Origin of the sequence: Pseudoalteromonas sp. TB64, from assembly GCF_000498095.1 — a bacterium.
Taxonomy (GTDB): Bacteria; Pseudomonadota; Gammaproteobacteria; order Enterobacterales; family Alteromonadaceae; genus Pseudoalteromonas.
On record NZ_AUTQ01000073.1, the window covers coordinates 1 to 20,471 of the forward strand.

General features: G+C 38.1%; 13 protein-coding genes and 3 pseudogenes. 10 read left to right on the forward strand and 6 right to left on the reverse strand.

Annotated elements, in window-relative coordinates:
* Positions 1-205: 205 nt before the first annotated feature.
* Positions 206-1,699 (reverse strand): guanosine-5'-triphosphate,3'-diphosphate diphosphatase, encoded by a 1,494-nt coding sequence (gppA, locus tag L647_RS0103305; RefSeq protein WP_024609928.1) that lies wholly within the window; start codon positions 1,697-1,699, stop codon positions 206-208.
* Positions 1,700-1,742: 43 nt separating this feature from the next.
* Positions 1,743-3,020, reverse strand: coding sequence for an ATP-dependent RNA helicase RhlB (gene rhlB / locus L647_RS0103310; RefSeq protein ID WP_024609929.1), 1,278 nt, complete (start codon positions 3,018-3,020; stop codon positions 1,743-1,745).
* Positions 3,021-3,111: 91 nt separating this feature from the next.
* Here rhlB and trxA point away from each other — a divergent pair, with 91 nt between their 5' ends.
* Positions 3,112-3,438, forward strand: coding sequence for a thioredoxin TrxA (gene trxA / locus L647_RS0103315; protein ID WP_002960942.1), 327 nt, complete (start codon positions 3,112-3,114; stop codon positions 3,436-3,438).
* 187 nt (positions 3,439-3,625) lie between these two features.
* Positions 3,626-4,885, forward strand: a complete 1,260-nt coding sequence (gene rho / locus L647_RS0103320) for a transcription termination factor Rho (RefSeq protein WP_008166441.1) — start codon at positions 3,626-3,628, stop codon at positions 4,883-4,885.
* 77 nt (positions 4,886-4,962) lie between these two features.
* On the opposite strand, the gene L647_RS0103325 is transcribed toward rho, so the two are convergent.
* Positions 4,963-7,782 carry an ATP-binding protein gene (locus L647_RS0103325; protein ID WP_024609930.1) on the reverse strand — a complete coding sequence of 940 codons (2,820 nt, stop codon included), beginning with the start codon at positions 7,780-7,782 and terminating at the stop codon, positions 4,963-4,965.
* Between the two features lie 77 nt (positions 7,783-7,859).
* On the opposite strand from L647_RS0103325, the gene L647_RS0103330 reads away from it, so the two are divergent.
* Entirely contained in the window at positions 7,860-8,432 is a 573-nt protein-coding gene (locus L647_RS0103330; RefSeq protein ID WP_024609931.1) for a DNA-J related domain-containing protein, read from the forward strand.
* A 21-nt stretch (positions 8,433-8,453) separates the two neighbouring features.
* Here L647_RS0103330 and dbpA read toward each other — a convergent pair.
* Positions 8,454-9,844 (reverse strand): annotated as a pseudogene (dbpA, locus tag L647_RS01000000123575) (ATP-dependent RNA helicase DbpA).
* A gap of 191 nt (positions 9,845-10,035) precedes the next feature.
* On the opposite strand from dbpA, the gene L647_RS0103340 reads away from it, so the two are divergent.
* The 3 genes and pseudogenes from L647_RS0103340 (at position 10,036) to L647_RS0103350 (ending at position 14,727) form a co-directional block, all read left to right on the forward strand.
* Positions 10,036-12,114, forward strand: coding sequence for a TonB-dependent receptor (locus L647_RS0103340; protein WP_024609932.1), 2,079 nt, complete (start codon positions 10,036-10,038; stop codon positions 12,112-12,114).
* Positions 12,115-12,293: 179 nt separating this feature from the next.
* Positions 12,294-13,698, forward strand: a pseudogene (locus L647_RS01000000123580) (M28 family peptidase).
* A gap of 87 nt (positions 13,699-13,785) precedes the next feature.
* Positions 13,786-14,727, forward strand: coding sequence for a tetratricopeptide repeat protein (locus L647_RS0103350; RefSeq protein WP_024609933.1), 942 nt, complete (start codon positions 13,786-13,788; stop codon positions 14,725-14,727).
* Between the two features lie 44 nt (positions 14,728-14,771).
* Here L647_RS0103350 and L647_RS01000000123585 read toward each other — a convergent pair.
* Positions 14,772-15,678: pseudogene (locus tag L647_RS01000000123585) on the reverse strand (DUF808 domain-containing protein).
* A 146-nt stretch (positions 15,679-15,824) separates the two neighbouring features.
* Here L647_RS01000000123585 and L647_RS0103360 point away from each other — a divergent pair.
* The 4 genes from L647_RS0103360 (at position 15,825) to L647_RS0103375 (ending at position 19,301) form a co-directional block, all read left to right on the forward strand.
* Complete coding sequence (locus L647_RS0103360) at positions 15,825-16,106, forward strand: MliC family protein (protein WP_024609934.1); 282 nt, start codon at positions 15,825-15,827, stop codon at positions 16,104-16,106.
* A gap of 215 nt (positions 16,107-16,321) precedes the next feature.
* Positions 16,322-17,788 carry a 4-hydroxy-3-polyprenylbenzoate decarboxylase gene (ubiD, locus tag L647_RS0103365; protein ID WP_024609935.1) on the forward strand — a complete coding sequence of 489 codons (1,467 nt, stop codon included), beginning with the start codon at positions 16,322-16,324 and terminating at the stop codon, positions 17,786-17,788.
* A gap of 220 nt (positions 17,789-18,008) precedes the next feature.
* Complete coding sequence (gene fre / locus L647_RS0103370; protein WP_024609936.1) at positions 18,009-18,722, forward strand: NAD(P)H-flavin reductase; 714 nt, start codon at positions 18,009-18,011, stop codon at positions 18,720-18,722.
* A gap of 168 nt (positions 18,723-18,890) precedes the next feature.
* Complete coding sequence (locus L647_RS0103375) at positions 18,891-19,301, forward strand: CBS domain-containing protein (RefSeq protein WP_024609937.1); 411 nt, start codon at positions 18,891-18,893, stop codon at positions 19,299-19,301.
* 70 nt (positions 19,302-19,371) lie between these two features.
* On the opposite strand, the gene add is transcribed toward L647_RS0103375, so the two are convergent.
* Positions 19,372-20,373, reverse strand: coding sequence for an adenosine deaminase (gene add / locus L647_RS0103380; RefSeq protein WP_024609938.1), 1,002 nt, complete (start codon positions 20,371-20,373; stop codon positions 19,372-19,374).
* Positions 20,374-20,471 lie beyond the last annotated feature (98 nt).

The following is a 20,471-nucleotide window of genomic DNA, read 5'->3' on the forward strand; positions in this document are numbered from 1 at the left end:
AAAACCGAAGTTTTATTTAACTCTCTGAGTAGTTCGCTCCTCGCTAGGCGTTGGCGTTTCCCGTCTCAGTGGGGTCGCATTATAGGGAGATCCGAAAACAGATCAACCCTTTTTTGAAGAAAACTTGAAATAATGTGCTGTTCGCACACATTTACATCGAAGTGGTTACTTTAAACACTAAAAAGGTCCTGAAGGACCTTTTAACTTAGTTTACTATGAGCTTCCAACCAAGTTTACCTTGCTGTTTAGACTCTTGTTGTAGCTCACTAGCCATCAGTGGATGATCTTTTAACCAGTTACTTTCAAACTTAAGGTCTAACACTTCATTTTTAGCAGTTAACTCAAATTTAGGCAGTACGTCATCTTGTCTGCGCATCGATAAGATAACTGCTATACGAAGTAACCTCACAATGTATTGCGCTAATAGACTATTTACGCCGAGTGAATTAAAGCAGCCTTTTGGAAAGTCAGAACGATGAGCATCTGCTACGGCTACTATTAACTTATGTTCTGATTGTGAGAAACCAGGCATATCGGTATTTCCTAAAATATAAGCGGTATGTTTATGGTACTGCTTATACTCTATTAATAACCCAATCTCGTGAAGTTGCGCTACTGCTCTTAATAGTGGTAACCCATTTAAACTTTCAATTGGCCAGTCTTTATCAATATTTGCAGCTAACTGAACAACTAAGCTTGAAACTCGACACGCTTGTTTTTGATCGACATGATAACGACTCATAAACCCATCAACTGTGCGTTTACGAATGTCGTTATTATGGAACTCCGGAACCATGCTATATAAGACACCTTCACGAAGTGCTCCACCCGCCAATCCCATTTTTTCTATTTCAAGAGATTCAAATAGTGCAATTAAGATTGCGAGTCCTGATACAAATACCAGTCGACGGTCTTCACTTAATCCAGGCAGATCTAGTGCTGCAATAGTGCTAAATGCAATTGCTTGTTCTTTTATAGTGTTGAGTTTTTCAAGCGTAAGTAAATCGTCAAGATTTTGAGCGACCATAATTTCTTGAATTGCTTGTACTGTGCCAGAAGCACCAGATGCAATTTGCCATCCAGCAGCTTTATAATCAGGGGATATTTCATCAATAACAGTGCGCGCTGCCTTTATAGCTGCGTTAAAGTTACCCTTACTTAGTTGGCAATCTTTAAAATAGCGTTCAAGGTAGGTAACACACCCCATATTGAGGCTTTTGTAATGTAAGGCATCAAATGCTTTGCCAATAACAACTTCAGTGCTAGCACCGCCAATATCAATAACCAGTTGTTTCCCTGTACAAGAAGAAGTATGAGCAACACCTTTATAAATTGTGCGCGCCTCTAGTTCTCCACTAATCACATTAATTTTGTGACCAAGGATTTTTTCTGCATGATTTTTGAATACTTCGGCGTTAGTTGCTAACCGTAAAGTGGCAGTTGCTACTATGGTGATATTTTTATCTGGAATATCTTGCAAGCGCTCAGCAAAAAGGGCAAGGCATTCCCAGCCTCGCTGCATTGCTTCAGAGCTTAATACATTGTTTGTATCAAGCCCTGCGGCTAATCGGACTTTGCGTTTAACACGTCCAATGGTTTGTAGACCGCCAGCAATTGATTTGGCTATAAGCATATGAAAGCTATTTGAGCCCAAATCAATAACTGCGTACACATTTTTTTGCGGTTTAAGTTGCCCCACCGTTCAAAAACCTCTAGTTACTACTACTTTTACAAACGGTCGCTTACGACCGTCCTTTTTGGTAACTATTATTTGGGCGACGTCCGCTGTTATTACTACGGCTACGTGGACCTGTTGAATAGTTGCGCTTTCTTTGAATAATAGGCTGAGTTAAATCATCTAGCAATGCTGTTTTATCATAATGTGATAAAGGAATGCTGTGCTCTATATATTCTTCAATTTCATGTAAATTATAAGCGTATTGCTCACAAGCAAAGCTTATTGCATGACCTGATGCACCAGCACGACCAGTACGACCAATACGGTGAACGTAATCTTCGCAGTCGTCAGGTAAATCAAAGTTAAATACATGGCTTACTTCTGGAATATGAAGACCACGCGCTGCAACATCGGTTGCTACTAAAAAGTCTAATTCACCTTTACTGAATTGCGCTAATATAGTTTGGCGTTTTTTCTGGTTAACATCACCAGTAAGCATACCTACACGATGACCGTCAGATTTAAGCCAAGCATAAACTGTTTCACAGCTGTGTTTGGTATTTGCAAACACGATTGCTTTCTCTGGCCATTCTTCTTCAATTAAGGTTAACAACAGCTTAATTTTGTCTTCTTGCGAAGGATGAAATAGCTCTTCTTGAATACGTTTACCCGTTTTAACGTCAGGTTCGATTTGAACATGCTCTGGGTTTGTCATGTGTTCAAAAGCTAATTCTTGTACGCGATACGATAATGTAGCAGAGAATAATAAGTTTAAACGCTTTGATGTATCTGGCATACGATCGAACATATAACGAATATCTTTGATAAAACCTAAATCGAACATACGATCGGCTTCGTCAAGCACGACTACCTCAATTTCATTAAGGGTGTAACAGCCTTGCTTATACAGATCAATTAAGCGACCTGTAGTACCAATTAAAATATCAACGCCTTTTTCTAGTTGTGCACGTTGTTTTTCGTAATCTTCGCCACCATATACTAAACCTAAGTTAAGATTACAGTGCGGCGCTAAAATTTTAGCATCTTTGTGTATCTGAATCGCAAGCTCCCGAGTAGGGGCCATGATCAGGGCTCTTGGATGTTTACTAGGTGCTTTGCTAGATTGTAATAACCGATGGCACGTTGCCGTTAAAAACGCCAACGTTTTGCCTGTACCTGTTTGAGCTTGACCCGCAATATCACGGCCATCACAAATAAAAGGTAGGCATTTTGCTTGAATAGGTGTGCAATATTCAAACCCATTCTCGGTTAAACCGGCAACCACTTCCGGTGCGATAGCAAAGTCTGAAAACTTTTTATCGGTTAAATGTGTCTTAGTCATAGCGTTTAAGCATAACGTTTAAACTTGCAATAAGAAACAAGAGTGTTTAAATACGCACTAAATATTTCGCCTAACTAAATCGGAGAGCGCAATGAGCGAGAAAATAATCCAAATTACTGACGATAGCTTTGAAGCTGACGTATTACAATCAGATAAACCAGTACTAGTAGATTTCTGGGCTGAATGGTGCGGACCTTGTAAAATGATCGCCCCTATTCTTCACGAAGTTGCTGATGAATACGACAGCCGTGTGACTGTTGCTAAATTAAACATTGACCAAAATGCTGGCACACCGCCAAAATTTGGTATTCGTGGCATCCCTACTTTACTTCTTTTTAAAGATGGTCAAGTAGCTGCAACGAAAGTAGGTGCACTTTCAAAAACTCAACTTATCGAGTTTTTAGAAAACAACATCTAATTGTAAGCTAGAACTATAAAAAAGGGCTATTTGCCCTTTTTTTAAATTTATTTTGTATAAAGACTGGACGCTTTGCCAGTGAACTGCTAGTTTATAAAGCCAACTAATCCTTAGTTATATTCAACAAACCTCACTCAACGATCAAAGCGATTTTGAGTATGACAACTGTAATAAAGAACCCACCAATATGCATTTACGCGAATTAAAAGACAAGTCTATAAAAGAACTTGTAAACTTAGCTGAGTCCATGGGGCTCGAAAACGTAGCCCGATTAAGAAAGCAAGATATTATTTTTGCCATTCTTAAATCCCATGCCAAAGGCGGAGAGAATATCTTCGGCGGCGGTGTATTAGAGATTTTACAAGATGGTTTCGGCTTTTTAAGATCATCAGAAGCCTCTTACTTAGCTGGGCCAGATGACATTTATGTTTCACCTAGCCAAATTCGCCGTTTCAGCATGCGTACTGGCGATTCAATCTCAGGCCTTATTCGCCCACCGAAAGATGGCGAACGTTACTTTGCTTTACTTAAAGTAAACGAAGTTAATTTTGATAAGCCTGAAAACTCTCGTACTAAAATTCTTTTTGAAAACCTAACTCCGTTACATGCTAACGAACGTTTTCGTATGGAACGCGGTAACGGCAGTAAAGAAGATATTACAGCACGTGTACTTGATTTAGCCTCGCCAATTGGTCGCGGTCAACGTGGTTTATTAGTAGCACCGCCAAAAGCGGGTAAAACAATGCTACTGCAAAATATTGCACAATCGATTACACACAATCATCCAGATGCAACATTAATGGTATTACTAATTGATGAGCGTCCGGAAGAAGTAACAGAGATGCAACGCCTAGTTAAAGGTGAAGTTATTGCATCAACATTTGATGAACCAGCTTCTCGTCACGTACAAGTAGCCGAAATGGTTATCGAAAAAGCAAAACGCTTAGTTGAGCACAAAAAAGATGTTGTTATCTTATTGGATTCAATCACTCGTTTAGCCCGTGCTTATAACACTGTTATTCCTTCATCAGGTAAAGTACTTACTGGTGGTGTTGACGCTAACGCATTACATAAGCCTAAGCGCTTCTTTGGTGCTGCACGTAACGTTGAGGAAGGTGGTAGTTTAACTATTATTGCTACAGCACTTATCGATACTGGCTCTAAAATGGATGAAGTTATCTACGAAGAGTTTAAAGGTACTGGTAACATGGAATTACACCTTAACCGTAAAATCGCGGAAAGACGTGTATTCCCAGCTATCGACTTTAATCGCTCAGGTACTCGTCGTGAAGAATTACTGACAAAACCAGATGAGCTTCAAAAGCTTTGGATTTTACGTAAAATAGTTCATGACATGTCAGAAATTGATGCAATGGAATTCTTAATCGATAAATTATCGATGAGCAAAACTAATGATGAATTTTTTGACTCGATGAGACGCCAATAAGCGTTTAAATTCGAAATAAAAAAGCGCCAAATTTGGCGCTTTTTTTATTTCTATTACCGTAATACTAAACAATATAACTAGCTTTCATTATACTTTTTAAGAACGGTTTGTAAGCTAGATACTAGCTTTTTAATATGCAATATATTTCGATTGCTTTGGGTTTGTAATAATGCCCGATCAAGATTTTTAGCAGCCAATGCTATTTCATCAAGTCCAAACATTTGCGCAGCACCCAAGATTCTATGGCTATCTTTTTGAAGCGCCTCTAAATCTTCATTTATAAAATGCTGTGTTATTGCCTCATTCTCCAACGCAAAGCTTTGCTTAAAGCTAATTACTAAGTCGCTCATATCTATATCTGTTTGCTTAACTTGCTGCTGATCTTCTGTCTCTTCTAAGTGCAAAGATAATGCTTTATAAAATAAATCTTTATTAATAGGTTTAGCTAAATAGCCACTAAAACCTAACGCCAAATAGTCATCCACTTCATGGCTCATTGCATTAGCGGTTAATGCAAAAATTGGACGTTCAAAACCACATTTTTTTAATAGTTTAAAAGCAGCTCGTCCATCCATTACTGGCATTTGAATATCGAGTAAAACCAAGTCAGGGTATTCTTGCAAGCATTGCTCTACTGCTTGCTCACCATTTTCTACAGCAATAACTTCAAGCCCTAATGAACGCAAATAACGACTAATGAATCTACGATTGTCTGGATGATCCTCAGCAAGTAAAACTCGACCATTTAATTGCTTACTAATAACAGGAGAGTCTTGGTTTTCAATAACATTTAATTCTTTATCGACTTCTATGCAAGGTAAAAAGAAAGAAAACTGACTTCCTTTTTTATATTCACTCTGCACACTAATATAGCCACCCATCATCGAGGCTAGCTGTTGCGATAAGCTAAGACCTAGCCCAGTACCACCAAAACGACGACTTATACTATTATCTGCTTGGCTAAAGCACTCAAAAATTAGTTTTAATTGAGAAGAACTCATACCAATACCAGTGTCTTTAACTGTAAGTACTAAGCCTTGTTCTGTTTTGTTTAATGCGACTATTACTTGCCCTGCGCGAGTAAACTTAATTGCATTTGCACACAGGTTAATTAGTATTTGTTTTACGCGCGTTAGATCAAGCTTTATATAGAAGTCGATACCTATTTGATTATCTAAAATTAGATGCAAATTTTTAGCTTTTGCTTGCGTACTAAACATCGCGTGTACATCACTAACTAATTGAACAATATCGAAGCACGAAATATTTAACTCTAATCTATTTGCTTCAATTTTACTTAAATCGAGTACATCGTTAATTAAGCTTTTTAAATGATCGCTATGGCGTTGAATTATTTTAAGCTCATCTTGAAGTTGTTCAGGCTCATACAAACCATTTATTAAATCATCTGTTTGCCCTAAAATTGCCGTCAATGGTGTTCTTATTTCATGACTTATATTTGCTAAAAACTGACTTTTAATTTCGTTCGCTTCTCTTAATTCTTGAGCTACGGCTTGTAACTCAGAGGTACGCTGCTCTACCTGTTCGGCTAAACGCTGCTTTGCACGTTTTTCTGCACCACGGCGGTAAAGTGCAACCCCTGTAACAATAACCAAAATAAATAACACAAAAATAAACAGCGTAAGCTGTGAGCGTTGAGTCATTTTTAGTTTTTGTACTCTTCTATCTTGCTTTAATTGCTCAATTTCTTGATTCAACTGAGTCGCTTTAAATTGCTTTTGCAATACAGCTAACGCATTTATAATTGATTCACTTCTGAGATTTCTTAATTCACTGATAAATTGCTCGTGCAAAGACATCGCTTTTGAGTAGTTTCCTTTACTCGCTTCTAGCAATGATTGACTCCCTAGACCATCTCTTAATATTCGCTCACTACTATTTTCATGGGCTAAAAATATAGCACGATCTAAATTCGATTGAGCTTCACCCAACTCGCCTTTTACAAATTGTATTTTCGCTAAAGTGTGCAATGCATTAAGTTCTAAATTATGGTTCTTAATTTTAAGCCCATACTGTGCACCTAACTTGGCTTGCTCATACGCTATATCTACTTTATTTAATATTAAGTTTACATTGGCAAGGTTGGTGTATTGCGTTGATAATTTATTATAGTCATTGGCAGGCAAATAATAACGAAGCGCTAATTGATAATAATGAAGTGCTAAATCAAACTGATTACTCTCAGAATAAGCTACACCCATATTATTATACACTTGAGCAACACCACTCTCATCACCCAGTTTTTGATAAACTTTAATCACATCTTGATAAATACTAAATGCGTTGTCATAACGCGATAGGCGAATATAAACACCCGCTATATTGAGTAAAATATCTGTTTTATCTTGCTCGCTACCTAACGCTTCATAAATCACTTTCGCTTTTAAATAGTACTCGAGTGTTGGCGCTAACTTATTCATATTAAAATAAGCTAACCCTATATTATTTAATAAATTAGCTTGCTCTAATAAGAGTTCATTTTTTTCAGCTATAGCAAGTGTTCGAGTGTACGCCACAATTGCTTTTTGAAAATGCCCTTGGTAAAAAAGAGCAACACCCTGCATTTTAATTGCACGAAAGTGCTCATTAGGTAAAAATGATACTGATGTACCTTGCTCTAGTAACTTAAAATACTCTAAAGCACCTGTATAGTTATCAACAGAAAGCGCTAAATTAGCCATTGATGAATAAATTTCAGCACGCTCTTTTTTTGAGGTATCTTGGTTTGTTAGTAATGCATTACCTAGTTGAAGTTTTGCATCCCATTGCTGCTCTTTTTTAAACTCGTCAAATAACGACATAGCACTTTGAGCATAACTAGAGGGTAGCAATACACAGCATACAATGAATAAGAGGCATTTAAGCTTGCCTTGCATAATTACAATCCTTCAAACTGTTACTTATAACAAATGTAATCTTTACTGAAGATACACCAATTACTAGGGCGTAAACAATGCTTAACCCACTGATTGACCAGATATTTGATTTAATATTAACAAAGCAAGTTTGGCAAGTTCATATTTTAGCATCAGAACTTATAAATAACGGTGCAATAAAAACACTTGATAAAAATCCAGAACGTGATTTATTTAAGCGTAATTTTTTAATTATGAACGCACTGTACCAACTACAGATTCAAATTCATCCTCAAACATTACTAATTTCAACGTTGCATATAGAACTTTTACAAAAAGGTAATGATCAACCACTAATAACTAAAACAAATTTAAGAGATTATTATTTAGATTGGAAAAACTACGATACCTCAACAGAAGACGTTGATGCACTTTTAAATAGTTTTTGGGGGCAATTTAAACGCCAAAGTGCAATATCGACCTTAACGCAAAAAAATTATAATGAACTTACCATTGAGTGGGAATTGCCAAATAACTTTACACTTAAAGAGTTACAAAAACGCTGGCGACAACATGCACTCAAAAATCACCCAGATAAGCCTGGCGGCTGCGAAGTAAAGTTTAAAAAAATAAAAGAGGAATACGAGCAGCTAAAAAAAGCTACTCGTTAATGCACTAATTATTAATATAAATTAACGAGTAAGGCGACGAGCGCGTATTTTTCGCCCTTTAATATTGCCTTCGGTTAATTTACGTAGCGCAGGTTTTAATGAGTTACGCTCAACAGCAACAAACGCTACGTTATCAAGTACGTTAATTTTACCTACTTGACGACCTGCAACCCCATCTTTACCCGTTAAAGCACCTAAAATATCACCTGCACGTACTTTTTGCTTTTTACCTGAATCAATCATCAAAGTAACCATTTCAGGGCGATAAGGCGGCTTGTCTAATAAATTAAATGGTGGCATTTGCTCTGGAGTAATATCGCGTTCGTAATGTTCGCCTATTTGAGCAATTTTAAACGCTTCTGCTTCACCGTAAATAGAACATGCAATGCCCTTTTTACCAGCTCGTCCTGTACGACCAACACGATGCACATGTGTTTGCGTGTCATGTGCTAAATGGTAGTTAATAACCATATCCATGTCATCAATATCTAAGCCACGCGCAGCAACATCGGTTGCAACAAGTATTGAAGCACTTTTATTTGAAAAGTGAATTAACGTACGCTCACGATCGCGCTGCTCTAAATCACCGTGTAGCGAAACAGCACTAAAGCCTTCATCAGCTAAATCATCACACAATTGTTGTGTTTCTACTTTGGTATTACAAAATACAACACAACTTTGTGGTGTAAATTTAAGTAATAATAATTTTAGCGTTGGATAGCGCTGCTTATTATTATCCATTTTGTAGAAGTACTGCTTAATTGTACTTTTGGCTTGCTCTTCTTCTACTTTAACCATTTCTGGATTTTTAAGTACACGTTTAGCAATTGCTTCAATAGCTCTTGGGAACGTTGCACTAAATAGCAATGTTTGACGATTTTGTGGAATACGCTCAATAATTGCGTCAAGTGTATCTTGAAAACCCATATCAAGCATTTGATCGGCTTCATCAAGTACCAACGTTTCAACATCTTCTAAACGTAAAGTACCTTTACGAATATGATCATCAACACGACCAGGTGTGCCAACAATAATATGTGCGCCATGTTCAAGCGAGCCTATTTGTGGACCAATTGATACACCGCCACATAACGTCAATATTTTAATATTATGGNGATACCGCGCGCTAATTTACGCATTTCAACCGCAACCTGCTCGGCAAGCTCACGAGTCGGACACAACACTAAAGATTGAATACGAAAGCGTTTTACGTTTAATTTAGCTAACACACCCAAGCTAAACGCAGCAGTTTTACCTGAACCGGTTTTTGCCTGAGCAATGATATCTTTACCAGCAAGTACAGGCGGTAAACTTTGCGCTTGTACAGGTGTCATGTGGGCATAGCCAAGTGTTGATAAGTTATCAACGAGTCCAGCTGGTAAAGCCAAAGATGAAAAAGCAGTTGAAGTCACAGTAAGTTCCATAGCAATAAAAATAACATGGGGGAAAGCCCCACTAAATATGCTGCTAATAATAGCAGAATTCGCAATTGGCAACCATGAACAAACACACTATAAAGCATGTTAATAAAAGATGTTGAAAATGATAGTAGTTTGCATTAAGATCGCGATTATTTTTTACATAACTGCGCTGGAAGCAATCAATGAAACTGAATTCACTTTACATAGCACTATTGGCAAGTATTACAACAAACGCATATGCAAACTCTACCGACCTTGAACGTATAGAAGTCAAAGGTAGCTACTTTAACGATTACAAAGTAGATAACGCTAATGGCGCAATGAGAACCTCAGCTTCATTACTTGAAACCGCACAATCTGTTACCGTAATAACAGACACCATAATTAACGAGCAATTAGCCACTACACTTGGTGAAGTACTAACAAATGACGCAAGTTTAACGGCAGGCTCACAGCAACGAAATCGTGAAGTATTTAACTTACGTGGGTTTGAGCTTAGCTCATCTACGGGTTATTTACGTGATGGGCATCAGCATTGGTCGCACTATCAACAACCAATCGAAATTTTGCAACAAGTTGAAGTAATTAAAGGCCCATCAAGCATTTTATATGGTCAATCAGGTCCTGGTGGCTTGGTTAACATGGTAACTAAAAAACCTACAGCACAAACATTATTTAATGCCAGTGCCGATGTAGACCAACATGGCTCAACTCGCTTTATGGTAGATGCCAGTGGTGCATTGACTGAATCAGAAGATTTACGTGCTCGTGGTATTTTAGTTAAACAAGATGTTGATTACTGGCGTGAGTACCAAAATGGTGAAAACCGTGAGCGCGACCGATTTTTAGGTGCTTTAGTTGTTGATTACGATATTAGCGACAACGCATTAGTACGTGTGCATTACGACCGCACAGACGACGAAGCAGGTTTAGATACTGGCGCATGGATAGACGATAATACCAATGTAATTGGTGATGATAAAACAATCCGTGATATGTCTTGGGCCTTTACCGATATAACTGTAGAAAACCTAGGTGTAGACCTAGAAGTATTTTTAACCGATAGCTGGCAAGTAAAGCTTGGCTATAACGAACAAACATTTGAGCGCCAACGCTTTGAATCAGCACCTAATATGCCAAATGACTTTGTTGAGGGTGATAGCTATCAATCAAACCCTTATGATCGCTTTGATGATTGGCAGTTTAAAACGGCGTATATTGATTTCGTTGGTGAATTTAAAACGGGAAGTTTACAACATCAGTTTTTAATTGGCGCAAACTCGCTTGATTATTACTACGGGCAACGTCGTACCTCTGCCGACTCTTTTGATTTTTCAGCTGGACAGACAGAGCCACCTCGCCCTTCAATAAGTTACAAAACAGATGATACCGTAAGCGAAACTGAATATGACTACTACGGTATTTACGTTCAAGACTTAATTTCGTTCTCGCCAGAATGGCAACTATCGTTGGGTGGTCGTTACGACAAACAAAATAGCACAGGAAATGATAACGAATCATTTGTACCAAAAGTAGGTGTGCTTTATCACCCAAATGCCTCTGCTACTATATATGCTAGTTACTCAGAAGGTTTTGAACCTCAAGGTAGCGAAACATTGATTGACGAAACTGATGTAAATAACGGCATGAAATTAGATGCAGTTACATCTGAGCAAAGAGAAATTGGTATTAAATGGCAATTATTTGATGACCGCCTAATGCTTACCAGTGCTATTTTTGATATTAGCAAAGAAGGTACTCTTGTTAGCGAACAGCTTGATACTCCTATTGGCTCATTCACAAGTGAAACAAACCAAGTAGGCGAACAACGTCATAAAGGTGTTGAAGTCAGCGCGCAAGGTGCCGCTACTGACCGTTTATTTGTTATGGCATCAACTATGTATCTAGATGCTAACTTTGAACGCGATGAAGAATTAGAAGGTAAACGCCCTACCGATGCACCAAAATGGTCGGCATCACTTTGGACGCGTTATGAATTCAACGACGCAATTGCACTTAATGCTGGTGCATTTTACGAAGGTGAGCGCTTTGCCGATAGCGATAATACGATTACTAAAGATGCATATACACGTGTTGATGTAGGTGCCACTTATAAGTTTAACTTAAGTAATACCGATATTAACTTACGCCTTAACATCGAAAACTTATTTGATACAAGCTACTTAGGTGGTGGCGGAACTAATAATGTAACTGTTGGCGAGGGCACAAATCTTCGTTTAGCAGCGCAATTTAGCTTTTAAATAAATGCCTAAATAACAGCTTTAAAATATAGCCCACGTACATTTACGTGGGCTTTTTTACATCTAAACATTTATACCTAACAGTATTAAACCCATTACAACGCCTATTCATCTCATCTATTTTTTATAGCGTTTATTACATGCTTTAATAGTGTTAATTATTAAAAAGGCTTACCCAAATGAAAAAAATCATTACCGCATTACTGCTTACTAGCAGTATGGCTGCAAACGCTAACAGCGCCGAATTTACCCAAAAGCAATTACAACAAGTAGACGAAGTACGCACCTCTGCTCTAAATAGTGATTTAAGCTATAAATTACTAGAGTCATTAACAACTGAAGTTGGCCCTCGCTTACCCGGCACTGAAAACGATAAAAAAGCGGTTGCATGGGCTAAAGCTAAATTTAATGAGCTTGGTTTTGATAAAGTATGGCTTGAAGAAGCGACTTTTCCTGAATGGCGCCGTTATAGCGAAAGCGGAAAAATACTAACACCAAGCGAGCAACCACTGCACTTAACTGCATTAGGTAACAGTATAAGCACGCCAAAAGATGGGATCACAGCGCCTGTTGTATTATTCGAAACACTTGATGAATTAAAAGCCGCACCGGCAAACAGTTTAAAAGGTAAAATTGCGTATATTAATTACCGTATGAACCGCGATATAGACGGGAATGGTTACGGACCTGCTGTAAAAGCACGCGGTACAGGTGCTATAGAAGCATCTAAAAAAGGGGCTGTTGCCTACATGATGCGCTCGGTAAGTACCGGTCATCATCGTTTTGCACACACTGGCGGTAGTTACTACAAAGAAGGTGTTACAAAAATACCTAACGTAACAATTGCTAACCCAGATGCAGATCAAATTGCACGACTTATTGCTTTAAATAAAGACGTGTCGGTAAATATTAACGTGCAAACCGAAAATCTAGGTGAAGGCACAGGTTATAACGTTATTGGTCAATTTAATGGTACTGAAAACCCTGAACAATACGTACTTATTGGCGCACATTTAGATTCTTGGGATTTAGGTACTGGCGCATTAGATGATGGCGCAGGCGTTGGGCTAACAATGGCAGNCAGCCGCTAAACATATTAGTGATGTAAAACGCCCTAAGCGCAGCATTCGCGTAGTGCTTTTTGCAGCCGAAGAGCTTGGCCTTTGGGGAGCAAAAGCTTATTTTGCAGAGCATAAAAACGAATTAAACAATATTGTTGCAGCCGCTGAGTCTGATTTTGGCGCCGATGTAGTATATGCTTTTGAATCAAATGTAGATGCCGCTTCGCTTCCTGTAGTACGCGCTATAGCAAAAGAGCTTGCGCCATTAAATATTGAGTATATTGGTAAAAACCAAGCGAATGGTGGCCCTGACCTAATTCCACTTAAAGCAGCAACGTCAGCGCCTATTTTTGAACTTGCTCAAGATGGAACAGATTACTTTGATTATCACCATACAGCCGACGATACCCTTGATAAAATAACACCTGCTAAGCTACGTCAAAACACCGCTGCATACGCTGTGTTTGCGTTAATGGCTGCTGATGCAAAAACAACAATTAAACCTAAAGCTCAAAATAAGTAATAACAGACACACTTACTTACAGTTTGCAGCTTTAACTAACACGCTACTTGTTTTACCTTTAAATAATTAAAACAAGGAGCGTGCTTTATGTTGCTTTTTAACACGAGTGAATCATTTCCACATTTTGCACCAATAATACGCTGCCCTCATTGTCAAAGCGACGCCTATCATTTAGTAAATAAAAGCCGCTATTTACGATTTAGCATTTTACCTATGCTCGCTTTAAAATTAAATTACAAACGCGAATGCTATCAATGCGGAAAAAACGAACCCGTTAAAATAACGCAACTACCGTTAATAGAAAAACTAAGCCTGCCTAAATACTTTATTGGCGTATTTTTATTGCTCTGGATTGTTTTGTTTTTTTATCAACAACATCTTAATACCGAAATCCAAAAGCAATCTTATTTAAATAGCCCTAAAATATACGACACCTACTTAATACATGCCGACAAATTTACACACGAACCTTGGACCCTAACCAATTTAAGAATTGCTCAAGTATTAAATTTTGACGAACAATTTATTACCTTTCAGATAAGTAACTACAGTTATAAACGTAACAACAGTATTACTTTGGCAATGCGTACTAGCCAACTAATTCAAGACAATTACTTCTCCACTAAAACAATCACCCTCCCTCGTGATGAAATAAAGCGTTTGTATAAAGACGAAGCTATTTACGACGTATTACGTCCTTATGCCAACAGCCTTTATGGCGGGTTTGTGATGTTTCCTCCCAAACCTAAACCTTTATATAAAGGCTTAAAGCTCGATAAAAACAACCAACAAGGCATAATTTATTTTAAAGATAAGTTATTTGTTGAAGCATTTGATAGCTTTAAGCTAGCTGCTGAATCGGGTTCTCAATGGGGACAATTAAATTTAGCGCAAATGTATCGTGATGGTCAGGGAATAGCTCAAAATTATCAACAGGCTATTTATTGGTATAAAAAGGCCATTGAGCAAAAAAATACTAAAGCACAATTTGAATTGGAATCGCTTTGTAAAATAGCTAACTGTGAATGAGTGAATTTAAATATAGCTGGCGCAACAAGTACGCCAGCTATAAACTATTTTTTAAATAACTTTGTATAAATTACATGTATAAGCACAACAACTAAGCCGGCAATAACGCCTAGCAAACCATCAAACAATAGAGGCGCTAATACTTCTCCTGTGCCGCCAGCCATCGACTGAGCATAACTTGTTACATCTATCTGCGTGTGATGCAGTAACTCAACACCATGCACTAAAATACCGCCGCCTACTAAAAACATCGCAATAGTGCCCGCAAATGCTAAAAACTGCATCAACCTAGGCGCTGCTGCTAGTAAGCCTTTCCCAAGTAGCTCTTTAAATTTATTAGCTGACACTTTAGATTGGTTGAGTAAATAAAGTCCTGCATCATCCAGTTTTACAATACCTGCAACTAAGCCATAAACACCAATGGTCATTATAATTGCGATAACACAAAGCACTAAAGCTTGGTTAAGTAATGTAGCGCCAGCCACTGTGCCCAAAGTAATCACAATAATTTCGGCAGAAAGAATAAAGTCAGTTCTTATTGCCCCTTTTATTTTTTGTTTTTCGTACTCAACTAAATCTAATTTTTCATTTTCATCTACCGCTTCATTGTGATGAGGTAAAAACCTAGCAAATACTTTTTCGGCTCCTTCAAAACATAAAAATAAACCACCAATCATTAACAGTGGTGTTATTAACCAAGGCAGCCACACACTAATTAATAAAGCNGGCGGGTACTAACATCGCTTTATTTAAAAATGAACCCTTAGCGACAGCCCAAACAACTGGCAACTCACGTTCTGCAGCAACACCTGTAACCTGCTGTGCATTAAGTGCTAAATCATCGCCTAATACACCAGCGGTTTTTTTTGTTGCAACCTTACTCATTGTCGCAATGTCATCAAGTAAGGTGGTTATATCGTCTAATAAAGTTAAAAGGTTAGTGCCAGCCATAAAGCTTCCGAGCTTAAAAAATATTGCTATAAACATAACGTAAAGCGCTACTTTCACCAACGGTTAATTTTGCTTTGTTATTCTCATACAAACTAAGTAAATAAGTCAGCTTAAAATAGGGACTTAATAAGATAAAAGGAGGAAAAATGAAAGTGCATTTGGTCATAGTGGCCAGCTTACTTAGCTTAACCGCATGTAGCGACCAACAAATAAGTACTGCCTATTTATGTAATAAAAATACTGTAGTACTAAATGTTATTAATAACAAAAATGCTGAACTTACTTTTAATAATGACATTTATTTACTCAATCACGAAGAGAGCGCATCGGGTAATAAATATATAAATGAGAATGTTTTATTTTGGGGTAAAGGTAATAACGCAATGCTAATAATTGCGGGTAAAAAGTATCAATGCACTACAAATTAAACTAATAAGTAATAGATAAAGCTCCATGCTGAACCAAATAAAGCAATTAAGCGTATTAGTAGCTATAACCGCCCTAGCAAGCAAACCCAAAACACCTATCAACTTTTATATATCTTAACGAGTATGAAACGCTGTAAGTTTTGAGTGCAAGTAATGACTTGCCTTGCATGAACTGGGTATAATACTTTAACTCTTTTGCTTAATAGCGGCCTCCAATGAAATACAAAGATCTACGTGATTTTATCGATTTGCTTGAAAAAAAAGGCGAACTTAAACGTATCACCCAAGAAATCGACCCGTATCTTGAAATGACCGAAATATCTGATCGCACATTGCGTGCTAAAGGCCCTGCGTTATTATTCGAAAATCCAAAAGGCTACGATATGCCGGTGCTTACCAACTTATTTGGCACACCAAAACGCGTAGCAATGGGCATGGGCCAAACAGAGGTTAGTGAATTACGCGAAGTAGGTAAACTACTCGCATTTTTAAAAGAACCTGATCCACCAAAAGGCATTAAAGAAGCACTAGGCGCTATACCTATTTTTAAGCAAGTGCTCAATATGCCAGCAAAAGAAGTTAAAAAAGCGCCTTGCCAACAAGTAATTTTAGAAGGTGATGATGTAGATTTAACTAAATTACCTATTCAGCATTGTTGGCCAGGTGATGCTGCACCATTAATTACTTGGGGCCTTACGGTTACTAAAGGACCTTATAAAAAACGCCAAAACTTAGGTATATATCGCCAGCAATTATTAAGTAAAAATAAAATAATTATGCGTTGGTTATCACACCGTGGGGGGGCGCTTGATTTTCAAGAATGGTGCAAAGAAAATCCAGGGCAACCTTACCCAGTCTCAGTAGCACTAGGTGCAGACCCTGCGACAATACTTGGCGCAGTAACACCGGTACCCGACACATTAAGCGAATACGCATTTGCCGGTTTATTACGCGGTAGCAGAACCGAAGTTGTTAAGTCTATTTCAAATGACCTACAAGTCCCTGCCAGTGCAGAAATAGTACTTGAAGGTTACATAATGCCAGGTGAAATGGCGCCAGAGGGACCTTATGGCGATCATACTGGTTACTATAATGAAGTTGATAACTTTCCAGTTATGACTGTAACTCACTTAACGCACCGTAAAGATCCTATTTATCACAGCACATTTACTGGTCGTCCGCCTGATGAGCCGGCTATTTTAGGTGTGGCACTTAATGAAGTGTTTGTGCCTATATTACAAAAGCAGTTTCCTGAGATTGTCGACTTTTACCTTCCGCCAGAAGGATGCTCATACCGCATGGCGATTGTAACGATGAAAAAACAATATCCAGGCCATGCCAAGCGCGTGATGATGGGAGTTTGGTCGTTCTTACGTCAGTTTATGTATACTAAATTTGTAATTGTATGCGATGACGATATTAATGCCCGCGATTGGGAAGACGTTATTTGGGCTATCACAACCCGAATGGATCCTGCTCGCGATACAACATTAATAGAAAACACACCTATAGATTATCTCGACTTTGCATCGCCAGTATCTGGTCTGGGTTCAAAAATGGGAATGGATGCAACCAACAAATGGCCTGGTGAAACTACTCGAGAATGGGGTGAGCCTATTGTTATGGATAAAGACACCAAAGATCGTGTAGATGATATTTGGGAAAGCCTTAATATTCTTTAAATGTTTATATAAAATCAATTCGCTTAATTAAGTAGCCGTTTATAGCTAAAGAACTTGTCGATAATAATGCAGTTAACGTCAGGTTTAAACACTCAAATTGCTCAAGTATTATTGCGAATTAGTATAATATAAACAGGCTATAAAATAACCCTGCAGATATGCTAGAATCGATTTATTCTATTGCGTATCTGCTGTGAAAAGCGCTGCTAAAAGGTAAAAAATGCAAACATTAAAAGCTGAAGTTGTAGCTATCAGCCCACTTACAGAATTTGTTCATAAAGTAATTTTAAAGCCACTACAACCTGTGACCTTTGAAGCTGGTCAATACATGCAACTCGTATTGAGCGAAAAAGACAAACGTGCTTTTTCTATTGCCAGTCGCCCTTCACAATGTGATGAAATAGAACTGCACATTGGCGCATCGGGAGCTGATTCATATGCAATGCAGTCATTAGAACACCTACGAAATGCTCATAGCAATACGCAGTTGGTAGACATTGAAGCTGGTCTTGGTATTTCGCAATTACGCCTACAATGTGAGCGCCCTATTATTTTGCTTGCTGGCGGTACTGGTTTCTCATACGCTAAATCAATGGCTGACCACTTAGCTGAAATTAAATGTGACCGCCCAGTATTGTTTTATTGGGGCGTAAAAGAAGAGTCTGCTTTATACGCACACACAGAAATGCAAACGTGGGCTGATAGTCATAAAAACTTTGAATTTATCCCTGTGGTAGAAAATCCATCTGCTAATTGGCAAGGTCATACTGGCTATGTACACAAAGCGGTAATGCAAGATATTGTATCGCTTGAACCATACGATATTTACATGGCGGGTCGTTTTGACATGGTAGGTATCGTGCGCGATGACTTTATTACCCATGGTGCAATTCGTGAAAACATGTACGCAGATGCATTCGCATTTATAAAATAACTGAAATTAACTTTCAATTATAAATAAAGGCACCTCATCGGTGCTTTTATTTTATATAAAGACAAATACTTAATAGTTAAAAACTATCAACTTCATCAATATAAACAATTTCCTAAATCCCTATCTATAAACCATACTCTGTATAGAACATCAGCGGGAGAGACCCTAATGCTAAATACAAAAGTAAAAGATTTTATGCAGCGTAAGTTGCCAAACATAACACCTGAAACAGAAATGACCACAGCAATTGCAGAACTACAAAAATTTAAACTGCTTGGCGCGCCAGTATTTGACGAGAACAGATGCCTAGTTGGATTCATCTCCGAACAAGAATTACTAAAACCTCTAACTCACAGCAGCTATTTTTGTGACGGCATGGTTAAAGTGTCGCAATTAATGCAAACAGACGTTGTTACTGTTAGTGGCGAAACCAATATTATTGAACTAGCCGAGCAAATGAAAACAGGTAAACCAAAAAATTACCCAGTAGTAGAGGGTGTTAAAGTGATTGGTATGATAAGCCGCTCAGATATACTTAAAGCACTTTGTAATAACTACGTTAGCTGTCAAACGCGTTAATTAAACTGACATTACAAATACAAAAATGCCGCTTATAAAGCGGCATTTCTATATTTACAGTATTAAAAACTTAACGTGCACTAACGAGTGCTGAAAGCTCTTTTTTATCACCATCGCTTAAAAATGCTATTTCTAATGCATTTGCTTGGGCTTTTTCCATATCAGCTTGGGATAAACCAGCCTTAGGGGCTGCAACTGCATATTCATACTCAATTTCAATTCCTTCAACCGCAGGGTCATCAGTATTAATGCACGCTAAAATACCATGATCTAAAAATTGTTTAAGCGGGTGTTTAGCCAAGTCGTTTACTGTGCTGGTTTGAATATTACTTGTTAAGCACGACTCAATACCAATACGGTTATCACGTAAGTAATCCATTAGTTTTGCATCTTCAATTGCCTTTACGCCATGCCCTATTCTGCTCGCGCCTAGCTCGTTAATTGCTTGCCAAATACTTGGAGCGCCGAGCGCTTCACCTGCGTGAATAGTAGAAGCCAAATAAGCATTTCGTACTTGTTTAAAGTGCTCTACAAACAACTCGCCCGGAAAACCAATCTCATCACCAGCTAAGTCAACAGCCACTAAATCATTTTTAAACGCGAGTAATGCATCTAGCTCTTTTTGACATGTTTTTATGCCATAAGTACGCGATAGAATACCAATTAAGTTAGCTTTTATATTCGCACCCTTTGTTGCTGACTTAATACCATCAACAACCGCCTCTACAACCCCTTCTGGGTGTAAACCTTGGCTTTGTGCCATGTAGTAAGGACTAAATCGTAGCTCTACATAATCAAGCCCTTGGGCTTGTGCATCTTCAATGTTTTCAATAGCAATACGTCTACACGCATCGTAGTCGCCAAGTACTGTGACACCCCAATCTAACTTTTGTAAAAAAGCCATCAGGTTTGGCTCTGGGTCAATAACTTGAACATGAGGAATTAATGCCTCAACGTTATCTGCAGGTAGCTCTATATTAAACTGACGACCAAGTTCTAATATTGTTTGCGCACGTACATTACCGTCTAAATGGCGATGAATATCTAGCAAAGGTAATTTTCTATTGATCATAATAGCAACCCAGTTTAGTTAAATTTGCGCGCATGATACGCAGATATAGTTATTTTTCAAGTCTATATGGTTTGTAGCAAATTTAAGCGGTCATATGT

Bases quoted from the DNA above. Each gene is read 5' to 3' on its own strand.
- rhlB (WP_024609929.1), bottom strand. From the start codon at position 3,020: ATGACTAAGACACATTTAACCGATAAAAAGTTTTCAGACTTTGCTATC.
- trxA (WP_002960942.1), top strand. From the start codon at position 3,112: ATGAGCGAGAAAATAATCCAAATTACTGACGATAGCTTTGAAGCTGAC.
- rho (WP_008166441.1), top strand. From the start codon at position 3,626: ATGCATTTACGCGAATTAAAAGACAAGTCTATAAAAGAACTTGTAAAC.
- L647_RS0103325 (WP_024609930.1), bottom strand. From the start codon at position 7,782: ATGCAAGGCAAGCTTAAATGCCTCTTATTCATTGTATGCTGTGTATTG.
- L647_RS0103330 (WP_024609931.1), top strand. From the start codon at position 7,860: ATGCTTAACCCACTGATTGACCAGATATTTGATTTAATATTAACAAAG.
- L647_RS0103340 (WP_024609932.1), top strand. From the start codon at position 10,036: ATGAAACTGAATTCACTTTACATAGCACTATTGGCAAGTATTACAACA.
- L647_RS0103350 (WP_024609933.1), top strand. From the start codon at position 13,786: ATGTTGCTTTTTAACACGAGTGAATCATTTCCACATTTTGCACCAATA.
- L647_RS0103360 (WP_024609934.1), top strand. From the start codon at position 15,825: ATGAAAGTGCATTTGGTCATAGTGGCCAGCTTACTTAGCTTAACCGCA.
- ubiD (WP_024609935.1), top strand. From the start codon at position 16,322: ATGAAATACAAAGATCTACGTGATTTTATCGATTTGCTTGAAAAAAAA.
- fre (WP_024609936.1), top strand. From the start codon at position 18,009: ATGCAAACATTAAAAGCTGAAGTTGTAGCTATCAGCCCACTTACAGAA.
- L647_RS0103375 (WP_024609937.1), top strand. From the start codon at position 18,891: ATGCTAAATACAAAAGTAAAAGATTTTATGCAGCGTAAGTTGCCAAAC.
- add (WP_024609938.1), bottom strand. From the start codon at position 20,373: ATGATCAATAGAAAATTACCTTTGCTAGATATTCATCGCCATTTAGAC.